Source organism: Staphylococcus epidermidis (assembly GCF_006742205.1).
GTDB lineage: Bacteria > Bacillota > Bacilli > Staphylococcales > Staphylococcaceae > Staphylococcus > Staphylococcus epidermidis.
The window spans coordinates 2,393,324-2,409,441 of sequence record NZ_AP019721.1; the positions used below are offsets into that span (position 1 = coordinate 2,393,324).

Annotated in this window: 8 protein-coding genes and 1 pseudogene; 4 read left to right on the forward strand and 5 right to left on the reverse strand. The window is 32.9% G+C overall.

The features are described from left to right. Positions 1-24 precede the first annotated feature (24 nt). On the reverse strand, positions 25-5,535 hold the full coding sequence (locus FNL83_RS11830) for an SdrD B-like domain-containing protein (protein WP_083553763.1): 5,511 nt from the start codon (positions 5,533-5,535) through the stop codon (positions 25-27). 1,404 nt (positions 5,536-6,939) lie between these two features. Between FNL83_RS11830 and FNL83_RS11835 the strand changes: the two genes are divergently transcribed. After that, positions 6,940-8,304, forward strand: coding sequence for an MFS transporter (locus FNL83_RS11835; protein ID WP_002489776.1), 1,365 nt, complete (start codon positions 6,940-6,942; stop codon positions 8,302-8,304). Between the two features lie 61 nt (positions 8,305-8,365). Here FNL83_RS11835 and lepB read toward each other — a convergent pair whose 3' ends face one another. The 3 genes and pseudogenes from lepB to FNL83_RS11850 all read right to left on the reverse strand — a co-directional run bounded on the left by lepB (position 8,366) and on the right by FNL83_RS11850 (position 10,050). Further along, positions 8,366-8,944 (reverse strand): signal peptidase I, encoded by a 579-nt coding sequence (gene lepB / locus FNL83_RS11840; protein WP_002437258.1) that lies wholly within the window; start codon positions 8,942-8,944, stop codon positions 8,366-8,368. Positions 8,945-9,009: 65 nt separating this feature from the next. Further along, positions 9,010-9,654, reverse strand: a pseudogene (locus tag FNL83_RS11845) (proteophosphoglycan 5). 15 nt (positions 9,655-9,669) lie between these two features. Further along, positions 9,670-10,050 carry an LptM family lipoprotein gene (locus FNL83_RS11850; protein ID WP_001831755.1) on the reverse strand — a complete coding sequence of 127 codons (381 nt, stop codon included), beginning with the start codon at positions 10,048-10,050 and terminating at the stop codon, positions 9,670-9,672. Positions 10,051-10,343: 293 nt separating this feature from the next. On the opposite strand from FNL83_RS11850, the gene FNL83_RS11855 reads away from it, so the two are divergent. From FNL83_RS11855 to FNL83_RS11865, 3 genes are read left to right on the forward strand one after another with little or no spacing between them, the layout of a single operon-like run. Further along, positions 10,344-11,102 (forward strand): ABC transporter ATP-binding protein, encoded by a 759-nt coding sequence (locus FNL83_RS11855; RefSeq protein ID WP_002437267.1) that lies wholly within the window; start codon positions 10,344-10,346, stop codon positions 11,100-11,102. Then, positions 11,092-12,972 carry an FtsX-like permease family protein gene (locus FNL83_RS11860; protein ID WP_002437268.1) on the forward strand — a complete coding sequence of 627 codons (1,881 nt, stop codon included), beginning with the start codon at positions 11,092-11,094 and terminating at the stop codon, positions 12,970-12,972. The genes FNL83_RS11855 and FNL83_RS11860 overlap by 11 nt, the downstream gene beginning before the upstream one ends. Positions 12,973-13,016: 44 nt before the next feature. Continuing rightward, positions 13,017-13,208 (forward strand): VraH family peptide resistance protein, encoded by a 192-nt coding sequence (locus FNL83_RS11865; RefSeq protein WP_001831751.1) that lies wholly within the window; start codon positions 13,017-13,019, stop codon positions 13,206-13,208. Positions 13,209-13,279: 71 nt separating this feature from the next. On the opposite strand, the gene lip is transcribed toward FNL83_RS11865, so the two are convergent. Then, positions 13,280-15,325 (reverse strand): YSIRK-targeted triacylglycerol lipase, encoded by a 2,046-nt coding sequence (gene lip, locus FNL83_RS11870; RefSeq protein ID WP_002437272.1) that lies wholly within the window; start codon positions 15,323-15,325, stop codon positions 13,280-13,282. Between the last annotated feature and the right edge of the window lie 793 nt (positions 15,326-16,118).

The following is a 16,118-nucleotide window of genomic DNA, read 5'->3' on the forward strand; positions in this document are numbered from 1 at the left end:
CAACTTATAAATGAATCAATAGTGCTATTTTTCTTTATTATCTTTTTTACGACGTCTTCCTAATAATAATGCTCCTAAACCTGCAAATAAAGTTCCAAGTAATGTGCCTTTAGAATCATGATCTTCATTAGCGCCTGTATCAGGTAATTTATCTTTTGCATTTTTATCAGAGTCCGAGTCACTGTCTGCGTCTGAATCACTATCGGAATCAGAGTCGCTGTCTGCGTCCGAGTCACTGTCTGAATCCGAGTCACTATCGGAGTCCGAATCGCTGTCGGAGTCGGAGTCACTATCGGAATCCGAGTCACTGTCTGAATCGGAATCACTATCTGCGTCTGAGTCACTGTCTGAGTCGGAATCGCTATCGGAATCCGAATCGCTGTCAGAGTCTGAGTCGCTGTCTGAATCCGAGTCACTGTCTGAGTCCGAATCACTATCTGCGTCTGAGTCGCTATCTGAGTCCGAATCACTGTCGGAGTCGGAGTCACTGTCTGAATCTGAGTCACTATCGGAATCCGAGTCACTGTCTGCGTCGGAATCACTATCTGAATCGGAGTCACTGTCTGCGTCCGAGTCACTGTCTGAATCCGAGTCGCTATCTGAGTCCGAGTCACTGTCTGAATCTGAATCGGAGTCGCTGTCTGAGTCCGAATCACTGTCTGAATCCGAGTCACTATCGGAATCCGAATCGCTATCGGAATCCGAATCACTGTCTGAATCGGAGTCACTATCTGAGTCCGAGTCACTATCTGCGTCGGAATCACTATCTGAATCCGAGTCGCTGTCTGCATCCGAATCGCTATCGGAATCGGAATCACTATCTGCGTCTGAGTCACTATCTGAGTCAGAATCGCTGTCTGCGTCGGAATCACTATCTGAATCCGAGTCGCTATCGGAATCTGAGTCACTGTCTGAGTCAGAATCACTATCTGAATCCGAGTCGCTATCGGAATCTGAGTCACTGTCTGAATCCGAGTCACTGTCTGCGTCCGAGTCACTATCTGAGTCCGAATCGCTGTCTGAATCTGAATCACTGTCGGAGTCTGAGTCACTATCGGAATCCGAGTCACTGTCTGAATCCGAGTCACTGTCTGCGTCCGAATCGCTGTCTGAGTCTGAGTCACTATCGGAATCCGAGTCACTGTCTGCGTCCGAATCGCTGTCTGAGTCTGAGTCACTATCGGAATCCGAGTCACTGTCTGAATCCGAGTCACTGTCTGCGTCCGAATCACTATCTGAATCATCGTCAAAATAACCATTATCTATACTAAAGTCATCATGATCAGTAATCGTTACACGAACATCTTCCCCATCAGCATCTTTTTCATCATCATTTCCAGAATTTGCTGTAGTTTGAGTCATGCCTTCCGGTTTCTCAAAATGAATAATGTAATTACCACTATCTAAATTATCAAATTGATACTTCCCATTTTCATCAGTTGTTGTAGTGCTAATTATATTTCCTTTTTCATCCTTTAACGTTACTTTAACACCAGAAATTCCTTTTTCATTGTCATCTTGGATACCATCTTTATTTGTATCTTTCCATACATAATCTCCAACACTATATTTTGGTGTTTTGTAGAAACCACTATCAATTGTGAGATTATCAGCTCCGTTAATGACGCCTGTTGTTGTTATACCGTTGGAGTCTACAGTTATATCCTGACCTGAATTCGCTTTTGTCGGTGTATAACCTGATGGTGTCTCAAACTCGACTGTGTAGCTTCCATTTTCTAATCCTTTAAATTGATAATGACCACTTGCGTCTGTTGTCGTTGTGCCAATGGCATTTCCATTTTTATCTTTTAACGTCACTTTGACACCAGAAATCCCTTTTTCACTGTCGTCTTGAATACCGTCTTTATTTGTATCTTCCCATACATAGTCACCTAAGTTATATGTTGGCTTGTAGAAACCTGAGTCTATTGTTTTATTATCTGCATCTTTGACTGTGACTGTTGTTTTCGTACCATTTGAATCTTTACCTTCGTCACTTCCCGAATTTTGTTTAGTCGATGTGTAGCCTTCCGGCGTCTCAAATTCTATTGTGTAATCCCCGTTCTCTAAACCTGTGAATTCATATTTACCATTTGAATCTGTTGTCGTTGTGCCAATGGTATCTCCATTTTTATTTTTTAACGTCACTTTGACATTTGAAATTCCCTTTTCATTGTCATCTTGGATACCATCTTTATTTGTATCTTCCCATACATAATCTCCGACACTATATTTTGGTGTTTTGTAGAAACCACTATCAATTGTGAGATTATCAGCTCCGTTAATGACGCCTGTTGTTGTTATACCGTTGGAGTCTACAGTTATATCCTGACCTGAATTCGCTTTTGTCGGTGTATAACCTGATGGTGTCTCAAACTCGACTGTGTAGCTTCCATTTTCTAATCCTTTAAATTGATAATGACCACTTGCGTCTGTTGTCGTTGTGCCAATGGCATTTCCATTTTTATCTTTTAACGTCACTTTGACACCAGAAATCCCTTTTTCACTGTCGTCTTGAATACCATCTTTATTTGTATCTTCCCATACATAGTCACCTAAGTTATATGTTGGCTTGTAGAAACCTGAGTCTATTGTTTTATTATCTGCATCTTTGACTGTGACTGTTGTTTTCGTACCGTTTGAATCTTTACCTTCGTCACTTCCCGAATTTTGTTTAGTCGGTGTGTAGCCTTCCGGCGTCTCAAATTCTATTGTGTAATCCCCGTTCTCTAAACCTGTGAATTCATATTTACCATTTGAATCTGTTGTCGTTGTGCCAATAGTATCTCCATTTTTATTTTTTAACGTTACTTTAACACCAGAAATTCCTTTTTCATTGTCATCTTGGATACCATCTTTATTTGTATCTTCCCATACATAGTCACCTAAGTTATATGTTGGCTTGTAGAAACCTGAGTCTATTGTTTTATTATCTGCATCTTTGACTGTGACTGTTGTTTTCGTACCGTTTGAATCTTTACCTTCGTCACTTCCCGAATTTTGTTTAGTCGGTGTGTAGCCTTCCGGCGTCTCAAATTCTATTGTGTAATCCCCGTTCTCTAAACCTGTGAATTCATATTTACCATTTGAATCTGTTGTCGTTGTGCCAATAGTATCTCCATTTTTATTTTTTAACGTTACTTTAACACCAGAAATTCCTTTTTCATTGTCATCTTGGATACCATCTTTATTTGTATCTTCCCATACATAATCTCCGACATTGTATTTAGGAGTTAAATAAAAGCCAGTATCTACAGTCATATTATCAGCATTATTAATTGTTCCTTTGGCAACAACTACTTTACGTGTACCATCACGTTCACCATCTGAATCTATTGCATCATTTGTAGAATTATTTGCGGGAGATGGCGTGTAATTATCAGGAATCGCAAACTCGACTGTGTACGTTCCATTTTGTAAATTATCAAACTGATAATGTCCAGATTGATCAGTAGTTACACGTTGCAATTCTCTATTGTTACTGTCTTTAAGAGTAACATAAACACCTGCTAAACCTTTCTCATCATCATCTTGAACACCGTTTTTATTTTTATCTAACCATACATAGTCACCCAGACTATATGTAGGATTATCCCCTTGTGCTGTTGAAGAACCATTGAGATAAGACACCGTTGTAGACTTCGTTCCACGGTAAAAATCATTTGTATTGGTAGTACCATCTCTTGTTAACCAATATTCGGTATAAACATTTCCAGTTCCCGTTGGTCTCACTGCTTGAGTTACAATATACTTTTTACCATTTGCCATACTTCTAGCAAAATTGATATCAACTCTAGTACCATCTGCACTTACTTTAGGTGCAAATTGACTTGTCACATCTTTTACATTAGAACTATTTAAATCAGGATTGAAGCTATCTACCATCGCATTGGTATCCGTCACTTCGTAAACTTTCACTTCACCTGGTATAAATTTACCATTTTTTACTGTTGAGAAATATTTAGCATATTTAGGGTTTTGGTTATTTTGGTTTAGATAAACAACTTCGTTATGTTTATTATTTACATTATCCACATTTGCTACCGCTGCTGTAGTTGTATTGTCCTTTTTATTACCATAATCCACAATGAAGTCTTTTTTGACTACTTCGTTAGCAATCGTCACTTCCATAGGATAATTCTGATTATCCTTAATTGCTGTTTCCCTCTTAGGCGTCGCAATTAAATCAAAACTACCTGTAATATTTTGATATTGATCAACATAGTTAGTAAATGTATAAGTCGTCGTATTTGTAGTTTTATCATATACACCATTAGCTACAATAGAGCCATCCTTACTACGTAGTTGAGTTTTTATTGCAGGAAGTTCTAAACCACCCGGTCTAATATACTGACCATACTTAATAGTAAAAGTATCTCCCTCTTTTATGCTGTCATCTAATTCATAATTTGCTTTTAAATTAAATTGTTCGTTACTTGTTGGCCATATTACGTTATTAGCGTGATTATTACTCTTATTAAGTGAAAGCGTAGGGTTTGTGATTTTAACTTTATCATTCACATTTTTACCACTATTAGGCTCAGCAGCTAAACTCATTAAATTCATGCGTGGACTTGCACTCTTATGTGGTGAATTTTTTGATTGAGATGTGTTTAGAGCTAATGGCGTATCGACACCATAATCAGGGTTAGAAAAGTCTTTTTTTAGTGCTTCAGCAATGATTGCTTCATTGATTTGTTCTCTAGATGCAGCTTTTAAATCTAAATTATCTCTAACTGCATTTGTAATTGCTTCTGTTTCATTAGAATCAACACCTAAACTAGCTACAGCACTTCGTGTGTAATCTTGCTTATCATTGACTGAACTATCTGTTGAAACAGAAGGTGTTTTTAATTTAGTTGTCGTGTGTTCAACATCTTGAGTAGGTTCATCATTAAATTTTGTTTTATATACTTTTTGTTCTGATGGTTTTGAATCTAATTGTTTAGAAGGTGCTGACTGATTATCTGTACTGTCGTTATTTGCTTGTGATGAAGTTTTCTCACTTTGAGTTGGAGAGTCATTTGTGTCTAAATTTGATTTATTAGTAGACATTTGAGCTTGCTTAGTAGAATGTTCGTCTGTTTTACTTTCTTTAGATGTCGTTGAGGATGAATTTAAATTATCTTTTAAAGATGGATTATTCTTCTCAGTCGAATCTTGTTGTGTAGTTGAGGTTTTGGGTGTTTCAGCTATTGATTCCTCATTAACAGTTGGTGCTTCAACTTTTTTTACTTCAGTTGCATTGTTTACATTTGTTGTTTTCTCAGAACTATGTGATCCGTTGTCTAAATCGACTTGATTAAGTTTTGAGTTTTCATTATCACGACTACCTTTCTGTTCTTCTTTTGAAGCTGATTCTAATTGATTGTCTTCAGCCGCTTTAGCCTCATTGTCTGCGGCACCAAACATTAACGTAGCACCCACGAGTATTGAAGCTGTACCTACTGTGAACTTCCTAATCGAGTACTTGTTTACCTTGTTGGATAGAAAATCCACTCTCTTGTTAATTGGTCCTTGTCTTCTCTTTTTCATACTATACCTCCAGTTAAAATAAATATTTTACAAGGAAATAATTTGAATATTTACTTGTAAATTGCATTTACATTTTTATGTAAATACTTTATAAGCATAATTTATCCAATAAAGCAAAACAATACTTTTTTAAAAAAATAAATTAATATAATAATATAAATTACCCCAATTATTTTTATAATTACTTTTAATTCCTTTCATTTTTCGGCTTTTATTTCTATAAATAAAATTTAAAGATGCTTTATTATAAAAGTATAAAAGCATTTAACTTTTAGGAGTAAAAATGCTCTATAATGGAGGTTAGAAACTAATAATCTTTGCTACTAATTCTAAATTAGCAGTACAAAACAGATGAAAAATTAAATAATTATTTCTTTCTATAAAAACTTTAAAAGAATGATTATTTAATAATAAAATTATGTAATTTATTTTTATAGATATCTTAAAAACTTTACATTTTCTATAGAATTTTCGTTGGTAAGAGAGTTAAAACAAGGTTTTTACAAACATCTTGCAAAATAAATTGAACCACCACATATTTAAATTAATCTTTATCAAATTTCAATACAGTCTTAACTATAAATTTTTAATATTTACCAAATGTATTCATAAATAAAGCTTAAATTATAGGATTGTTTGGAAATATGAATCATAGAGAAGACTATTAGCTGTAAGTGCTAGAAACCTCAAAATAGTGATAGTCAATTTTATACAAAAACTCTATCTAATTTTTCAAACCCAAAGATAAAGCGATTGAGCTAAATGATTTTTCTTTCACAACTCTCCTGTAGAAAATCTTTAAGTTAAGAAATTTTTGAAATTATCTAATACGTTTAAAATGATATCTAGTCAATCTCTTGAAGAAGATCCTAAGAAATTTGAGGAATTCGAGTGATAAAATTTGTTTCAATTGAGAGGATATTCTATATATTTATTCATTTTAAAAATAAAACTTTCTCAAACACCAAATATTTTCTAAACTATTACAAAAATCTAATTGCTTTTCATTCATTAAATAATACAACAAATTATATTTAATCAAAAGAATTTTCTAATTAGATTATTTTAAATTATAAAAAATATACAATCTTTAACTTTAATAATAAATTAAACGTAATTTATCATACAATCTATATCTCCAACATTTAAAACTGTTGATAGCAAATAAACAGCTATGATTGTCACACAATTCTGTAAATTATACACATATAATCCAGCTGCTGTGGATAATCACACCCTAACTTAAAACGTTGCTATAACAACTTTTCTATTTTTTACCTATCTAGTTATCCACAAATCACTTCTCATCTTTAAAAACATTAATAATTTTTTAATCTTAATTTTATATTGAATTAATGACCTTGGATTACGATTGAAAAGAAAATGAAAATAAGGGATGAAAATATGGATTTCGTTAAATCAAAAACTGACTTATTTAGACTCATAGACAATGAAGCTCAAACATCGACATCTAAGATGGTTTTATTCTTAATATTAGGAACTATATTTTTAGATGCATATGATATTACTATTTTAGGTACAATGACTGATCAACTCACTCAACAGTTTCACTTATCACCAGCAACGCTATCTATAGTAATGACCTCTTTACCTATTGGTGCATTATTTGGTGCATTACTTGGTGGTACATTAGCACATCAGTTTGGACGCAAGCGTATTTTATCAATTGCCTTACTAACACTTACTGTAACCTCTCTTGGTGCGGCACTCGCACCAAATGTAATTATTCTAATAATATGTCGTTGTATAATGGGGTTTGCTATTGGAATGGATAGTCCAGTTGCTTTCACTTTTATTGCGGAAATAAGTAATTTAAAGCACAAAGGAAGAAATGTTAACTATTGGCAAGTCGTTTGGTATGTTGCAATAGTTACTTCTGCTTTAGTGGTCACTGCGTTCTTTATGCTAGGGGCTGGTGCACATTTGTGGAGATATGCAGTTGGATTTGGTGCACTTATTGCTTTTGTCTTGTACATCTTGCGAATTAAATATTTACACGAAAGTCCGACATGGGTGATTAATCATTATTCTTTAGAAAAAGCAACTGAATTTATAAGAAAATATTATCATAAAGACATCCACCTAGAGGGAACGCTTGAAGATGATTTAAATTCTGATGTGACTTCGCCACATAATTCTTGGACAGACTTATTTAAACCGAGATATATAAAAAGAATTATCCTGGCGACTGCGATTTCAACATTACAAGGTATGCAGTACTATGGTGTCGGTTTATACATACCTATTATTGCAACTTATCTTATTAGTAAGGATAAAATAGGTGTATTATTAGGTACTGCTATAGTCAATATAGCAGGTATTCTAGGCGCATATTTAGGTGCTCAATTGACTTATAAATTAGGTACACGCAAGCTTACAATGATAGGCTTCACACTTGTATTACTTTCAATGGTATGTGTAGGACTCTTTTATCATCATCTACCAATGCTTCTTAACACTTTCCTTATTGGATTATTTTTATTTGGCCATTCAGGAGGTCCTGGTACTCAAGGAAAAACAATTGGTGCCTTATCATTTCCGACTCATTTACGTTCACAAGCTACTGGCTTTGTAGAATCTGTAAGTCGTACTGGTAGTATCATAGGTACTTTTGTCTTTCCAATCATTCTTGCTACAGTAGGTCTAACGAATACTATGTTAATCTTGTCTATTGTCCCTTTACTCGGAATTATCATAACAGTATCTATAAAATGGGAAGCTGTCGGTAAGCATATTGAAGTAGAATAAGCATTAAAAAACCCCTTAGTACGTATGTCATTGAAAATATGCACTAAGGGGTTTTATTTAATTAGTTAGGAAATGTTCCAGGATTAAAACTACCGCCCCACCGATTAAATGGCCAGTATCTCAAAACTACTTTTCCAACAACTTGATTTTTATCTAAAAGACCTACTTCATCCATGCGACTGTCAATACTGTTTTGACGATTATCACCTAAAACCAAGTATTTACCACTAGGAATTTTCATATTGCCATTCGTACCCTTAAGATCTTTAGACTTAAAGTTTTCCGTTAGATATTCTCCAACTTTATGTTTTTTATTTTCACTTAAATAAGGCTCATCTACTTTTTTACCGTTTAAATATAGTTGATCTTTTTTATATTCTACTGAATCACCTGGTTTACCAATAAGTCGCTTAATATAATCTTGCTTCGCGTTAGCATGAAAAATCACTACATCTCCTGTATCAATATGATCAAGTGTTTTTGCTATACGACTTACTATCACTTTTTCTCTATTTTCAAATGTTGGATGCATAGACGCTCCTTTGACTGTATAAGAAGCAAATAAAAACTTTTGCACAAGTGTGACGATAACAATTGCAACGATTATGGCTACAATCCATTCTATTATTTCTTTCTTCATTATTATGGCTCCCTTGATATGTTTTTATGTCATTTATTACTAAGCTTACATGGGCTCATAAAAGATTACTGAACAACACCATTTTTAACTTTAATGTGTTTTCCTTTTTCAATTTTGTCATATTGTTTTTTAGGTACGACAACGACACGCTTTCCTTGTTTGGTCTTTACAGTAACAGTATAAAGTTTCTCATGAGGCTTCATTTGTTGTTTCAACATATGAAACTGAGCATCTACACTGTTTTTCTTTTCATGTTGATTTAAAAACGAATGTGCAAAAATATAATAGAATAATCAATTATTATAATAAGTTGTAGCAATATATTGAGATGAGTATGGTGCACTTGAATCATAAGGTCTTTGAGACGGCATCAAAGAACGAGATTGTGCTTTTTGTCTTGATACACTTTGTTGTCCTTTATTTTTGGTTGCTGTTACACGACTTGATTTTGTTGCTTGTTGGGCAGCACGCTGACTAGATTGTTGTGCATTGCGAGACGCATTTATTGCACTAGAACGACTCATACTTGTACTTGAAGAAGTTGAACCTCTAGATGCAGAAGCTGCACTGCTACTTGAACTAGAACTTGCCGAACTGGAACTACTCGTTCCTCCTGACGTTGTTGCATGAGAATATGTACTGACAATACTTAAAGAAGACGTGAGAAGTACCATTATTACGCAACTTGTTTTAAATAATAGCTGTTTCATTTTGTCACCTTTCTTTTACTTCGTAACTTCATCTTTCGAAACGGCTTTGCCTTCAACATCATCATCACCATAAATCATATATGGTGGTCGATATACATGAATTTTCTTCCCATCCTTTACAATATATGGTTTTTTATTACCATCACCTAGTATATGTTCATACACGTGATCTAAATCAGCTTTTTCTATATGTGATTTACCTTTTTTATCTTTATATTTAATCTCAACATTTGGCGTTTCAGAATCTCCATCATTTAATATTTCATAATAAACATAATCATATTTATCAGATTTTTGACTTTCCTTAGATGGCTCTTTTTGTTTTCCAGAACCTCCACATGCACTTAAAGTAACAGTTATGGTAAGTATACTTATGATCATAAAAACTTTTTTCATATTAATACTCCTTTTCTCCATTCATAAATTCATAATAAATTATAACAAACAATTTTTAAATTATTATTAATGATTAACTAAAACCTTATTTTTAAAAATTCAGTTTAAATTAAGCGCCATGGATAATCCGGAAAATTAAACCAAAAGCATTCACTTATATGTATTTTGATAAATTATAAAACAAGTATCTTTCAAACATGTAAGTTTCATGTCTATAAATGTAAGTTTAGATAAAGGCAAGGATATCCCAACCATCCTACAATTTAAATATAGATAACTAAAGGAGTGAGAGGATGGCTATTTTAACAGCAAATCAATTATCAAAAGTATATGGTCACAAACAAAAATATCGAGCTTTAAATAATATAAGTTTTTCAGTTGAAAAAGGGGAATTTGTAGCTGTCATGGGTCCTTCTGGATCAGGTAAAACGACTTTACTCAATGTGTTAAGTTCAATAGATACTATTTCAGGAGGAACTGTGGAAGTTGAAGGTAAAGAAATTAATAAACTGAGCCACAAAGAAGTGGCAAATTTTCGAAAACAATATCTCGGTTTTATTTTTCAAGATTATAGCGTTTTACCCACATTAACAGTAAAAGAAAATATTATGCTACCACTCTCAGTACAAAAATTCCATAAATATGAAATGGAACAAAATTATAAAGAAGTGGCTGAGGCATTAGGTATTTATAACCTGGGAAATAAATATCCAAGTGAAATTTCTGGCGGTCAGCAACAACGTACGGCGGCAGCCCGGGCATTCGTCCATAAACCAACGATTATTTTCGCAGATGAACCTACTGGCGCATTAGATTCTAAAAGTGCTCAAGATTTGTTACACCGTCTAGAAGATATGAATAAACAATTTAATTCAACCATTATGATGGTGACACATGATCCTTCAGCCGCTAGTTACGCTGAGAGAGTCATTATGTTGAAAGACGGTGATATACACTCAGAAATCTACCAGGGTAACGATTCAAAACAAACATTTTACCAAGAAATTATGAAACTTCAAACCGCATTAGGTGGTGTCAGTCATGACATTTAACCAACTTATCCTTAAAAATTTAAGAAAAAATATTAAGCATTATGGAATGTTTCTATTTTCATTATTGATTAGCATTATACTTTATTTTAGTTTCTCAACTTTAAAATATTCAAATAGTATTAATAACTCAGATTCTTCAACTATTATTAAAAATGGTGCTACAATTGGTGCCACAATTCTTTTTATCATTATTGTTGTTTTCTTAATGTATGCAAATCATTTATTTATTAAAAGGCGTACAAAAGAGTTTGCCTTATACCAACTGATAGGTTTAACACGTGGAAATATTCTAAGAATGCTCAATATAGAACAACTAGTATTTTTTATTGTAACAGGAATTTTAGGCACTTTAATTGGTATTTTTGGTTCAAAACTTTTACTTGTTATCGCTTCTAAATTAATGAAGTTAAACACACATATCTCTATTGGCTTTGAACCCCAAGCTATACTTATTACTATCGTAATGTTAGCTGTCGCTTTTTTATTGATAATGATACAAAATTACATTTTCTTAAAAAAACACAGCATTTTAGCTTTGATGAAAGACAATTATACCCCGGAAGCTACCCAAAAACGGATAACTACGTTTGAAGCAATCGGCGGCATTTTAGGAATTATAATGATAGTATTTGGATATTATATGTCTACTGAAATGTTTGGTGTTTTTAAAGCCTTAACAACTGCTTTGATTACACCTTTTAGCATACTTTTTTTAACTATTGTTGGTGCTTTCTTATTCTTTAGAAGTTCTGTATCACTTATTTTTAAAACACTAAAACATATCAAACATGGTCGTGTAAATATCACAGACGTTGTCTTTACATCATCTATCATGCACAGAATGAAGAAAAATGCGATGTCTCTCACAGTTATTGCTATCATTTCAGCTTTCACGGTTAGTATTCTTTGCTTCGCGGCAATTACACAATCTAATACTAATACAACTTTAGAAATGACTTCTCCAGATGATTTTAATATAAGCCAGAATAAAATAGCTGCGCAATTTAAACATAAACTAGATCAAGGAAATTTAAAATATCATCAGCGGACTTATGAAGTAATCAATCCAAAAACATTAAGCGACCACGTCATGAAGAGTAAAAATGGTTCTGATATGTCTACTAATACAACATCACTAATGATGAACTCACATCTCAAAGGTCATGAAGCTAAAATAACGAATATACAATCATCAACAGGATTAATAGATATTCATTTAAATCATAAGATTACAGTTAAAGGAAAATCTAAACAATCTATTATCGTTAAAGACAAAGATAACTCTAAAATATATCCATCCCAATTATCATTTGGAGCTCCTATAGTTGAGGTGAGTCCGGAGGTATATAACACATTAAAAACTGACAATATTGTTAATAAGATGTACGGTTTTAATTTCAACACTCACAAAGATGTGAAAAAAGCAGAAAAAATTGCCTCAAAAGTTAATCGTAATATTGTATCGCACGATGAATATAAGAAATTTATAAACCAAAGCAATGGCATACTTATCTTTGTAACATCATTCTTAGGAATAGCATTTTTAATGGCTGCTGGTTGTATTATTTACATTAAACAAATGGATGAAACTGAGGATGAACTTGATAACTTTAAGATATTACGCCGTATAGGATTTACCTACACTGATATGTCTAAAGGTTTACTATTAAAAATTGCATTTAATTTTGGATTACCGCTTCTCATTGCTTTATTACATGCATTATTTGCAGCACTTGCATTTATGAAACTTCTAGGAAATGTCTCAATGTCACCTATATTCATAGTAATGATTATATATACAATTGTTTATTTCATTTTTGCTATGATTTCATTTATACACTCGAGTCGTATGATTAAGCATTCTATTTAGTAACTCAATTCACAAAATTATTTTAATAAAGGACGGTTTTTATTATGAAATTCAAAGAATTAATCAAACAATCATATGAGGATTTAAAAAACTTAACAATTAATTGGTTTAACGTACTCAGTTTAACTGTAATCATATTTATTTTAAGTAACATTGTCACACCGCTTATTGGTATACCTGTGGGTTTACTCGGTGGTGCATATATCCTAAAGAGACGTGAAGAGAAAAATAAATAACCATAATACAAAAGCCCTCAACATAGAGGTCAGTGTGACCTCCCTATTGAGGGCTTCCTTACACTATAAATTTATTTATTTGTAATACCGTCTGCTTCTTCGATTCTCATGATATTATCCATAATACCTAGATAGAATTGACCTAATTCTCTACCTGTATGTGTTAAATCAAATGCATCCATACCTACTAAATCTAAATGGTCCCAATCATGTTGAACGGGTCTCACTTGCCAAACACCTTTATCAGTAGCTGGTGTATGATCATCAACTTTTTTAAAGGCTTGATTAGAAGGATGTTGTGATGATATAACTGGAACTACACCATCATTCGGTCTAATTTCTTTGTTTACATCTTTACCAATAATACGACTGGTTAAGTTCAATAAAAGAATTTCACTAGAATTAGGTAATTCATTACCAAGAGGTCCTGTGTGAGTCGCTGACCCTGTATAAGTAGTGTAGACAATATTAGGATTTAGACTTGTTTGTTGATTAATTTTTTCAGCACCTTGCGTTGTCAGATCATTAACAGCTTGATCTTCAGTATTCCAAATCTTACTTTTGGATACACGTTCCGCGTAATCAATGTAACTTTCATTTGGTTGTTGTTTTAATCCCCATTGAGAAAAACCTAAATCTATATCTACATCTTTACCACCACTTAATCTACCAATACGATTAATCGTTTCTTTTACAAGTTTACGTGTGCCAATTTTATCTGCAGCAGGTGTACCATTATGTGGTGTGCCAAGTGTAGTAATTGAAGCAACCATATTATCTTTACCACCTGTAAATAAATCGGATATAGTACCCCCATGTTGACGTTGATATTCTATTTCTTCTTGGTTACCATTTCTTAAGAATTCTTCCATTTGACGAATGGTTTGACCACCCATACTGTGACCTATAAAATGAATTTTTTTGCCAGGTTCCCAATCACGCATGATGCCCTTGTATGTTCGACCATAGCGATGATGACCATATTTAGCTGCATGCGCTGCACCGTAATCAACACGTCCTCCTTTGACATAGTAATACAATTCTACTGCGCGATCATAGTTACTACTAAAAGCACCAATATTTGCTTCATGTACATTGTAACCCTCATTAGTTAAATTTCTGTCAATATTGTATTTTGTACCACCCCAATATTTTGGAGCTAAACTAAATTGATTATCACCTGCAAAGCCTAGGAAACCATGGACAAATACTACTGGATATTGGTTTTTGAACTGTGCTTGATGTGTAGACTGATGATTTTGATTAGCATTTGATGATTGCTTTTGCGTCTTCCTTGTTGTACTTCTATTAGATTGTTCTTTTGTAGCTACTTGATGATGATTTTTCTGTGATGTTGATGTATCATTTTTAGGCTCTTGAGTATGTTTTTCAACATTTTGAGTGTCATTAGCTTTTTTAGAATCAACTTTAGTTGTCTGTTCATTTTCAGTTGTTTGAATTTGACGTTTTGTTGTTTTTTCTTGAGGGAGTTGTTTAGAACTATCTTGTTTTGTTTTTGATTGTGTTTGATATGTAGAATCATTAGACGGCTTTTGTAATTTCACTAATGGTTGGTCGATTTCTTCTGAGTCGCTGTCTTTTGTTCCTGTTGATTGATTATGACTGTTAGAAGTCTGAATATGTTGATTGCTCGTCTTTGAAGTTTGACCTTCACCTTTTATGTCATTATTTTCTCTCTCATTTGATTGAGTAGCTACGTCTTGTTGATTTACATTTTTAGACGGTTGGACGTCTTGTTTTACTGAGCTACTTTCTTCTTTTTTTGGCTGATTAGCTGTCTCATCACTTTTCAGTTGTGCACTTTCAGCTACAGAATGTTGGTTGTTTTGATTTGTTTTAGATTGATCAATTGTTTGTACTTGTTGACTATCAGCATTAACTTGTTTTGAAGCTTTTAACGTTTCTTCTACCTTATCATTTTTTAATTGTTGTGTTGTTTGCGAGTCTTCTGGGTGTGCATCCGCATGTTGCACTGAAGTTTCAGCTGCTTGAGCTTGTTGCCCTCCGATGAAAATTGTTACACCTGTAATAATTGATACTACTCCCACTGCGTACTTTCTAATGCTAAATCTTTTTATTCTATTATTATTTGTCAAAGAAATCACCTCTATAAGATTTTTCCCTTATAAAGAATAAAAAAATAACTGCTAAATTCAAAATAACATAAAAGTTATTAATTTTTTTAACTAATTTGGTTAAATTTTTGTTAACTTTTTAGTTTTTAAAACATTTTATTGATTCTATTACAGCATTTAAAATAATCTAATACATTATTTTCGATTATATTTATCTATTTTATCGCATTAATCACAATTAAAATTGATAAAATAATCTTATTTATTAATAACAATTCAAGTATCATTAAATGAAAAAAGTAGCATGCGAAACATTTTTAATAACTAATCTTACTTTTTGAGTTGAGTCTACTCAATGTTTAAAGTTATATATCATCTCAAATTTTCAAATTACCTTTCTATATTTCGCTCGATAGACAATACTCTTGTATATCCTGCAATAATGAGTTTTTACCTTACAAAATCAAAACCACCCGTACAAACGGATGGTTTACTTTGCATCTATAATTTTTTCTATTGATCAACCACTATTCGTGCGCTGATAGTAAGCTAACTACATTAACCTTTTTATTTTTCCTGCAAATAGTTATAAATACTCTTCTGTAAAAATTTAATCTACATCAATATTTTCTAATAATTAATTACGCATATAATGTTGAATCACTTTATATTTCCATATCCATATTTTAAATTCATATTATAAATTAATTAAAGATCGTGATAATTTTAGTTAATACATATACTGCTTTTTATATTTTTATTCAATTCATGAAAATTAAAAATTTTTTACATTCTTCAACTGATTGATAGATAG

Excerpts from the sequence above, each read along its gene's own strand:
- FNL83_RS11830 (WP_083553763.1), bottom strand. The coding sequence starts at position 5,535 with ATGAAAAAGAGAAGACAAGGACCAATTAACAAGAGAGTGGATTTTCTA.
- FNL83_RS11835 (WP_002489776.1), top strand. The coding sequence starts at position 6,940 with ATGGATTTCGTTAAATCAAAAACTGACTTATTTAGACTCATAGACAAT.
- lepB (WP_002437258.1), bottom strand. The coding sequence starts at position 8,944 with ATGAAGAAAGAAATAATAGAATGGATTGTAGCCATAATCGTTGCAATT.
- FNL83_RS11850 (WP_001831755.1), bottom strand. The coding sequence starts at position 10,050 with ATGAAAAAAGTTTTTATGATCATAAGTATACTTACCATAACTGTTACT.
- FNL83_RS11855 (WP_002437267.1), top strand. The coding sequence starts at position 10,344 with ATGGCTATTTTAACAGCAAATCAATTATCAAAAGTATATGGTCACAAA.
- FNL83_RS11860 (WP_002437268.1), top strand. The coding sequence starts at position 11,092 with ATGACATTTAACCAACTTATCCTTAAAAATTTAAGAAAAAATATTAAG.
- FNL83_RS11865 (WP_001831751.1), top strand. The coding sequence starts at position 13,017 with ATGAAATTCAAAGAATTAATCAAACAATCATATGAGGATTTAAAAAAC.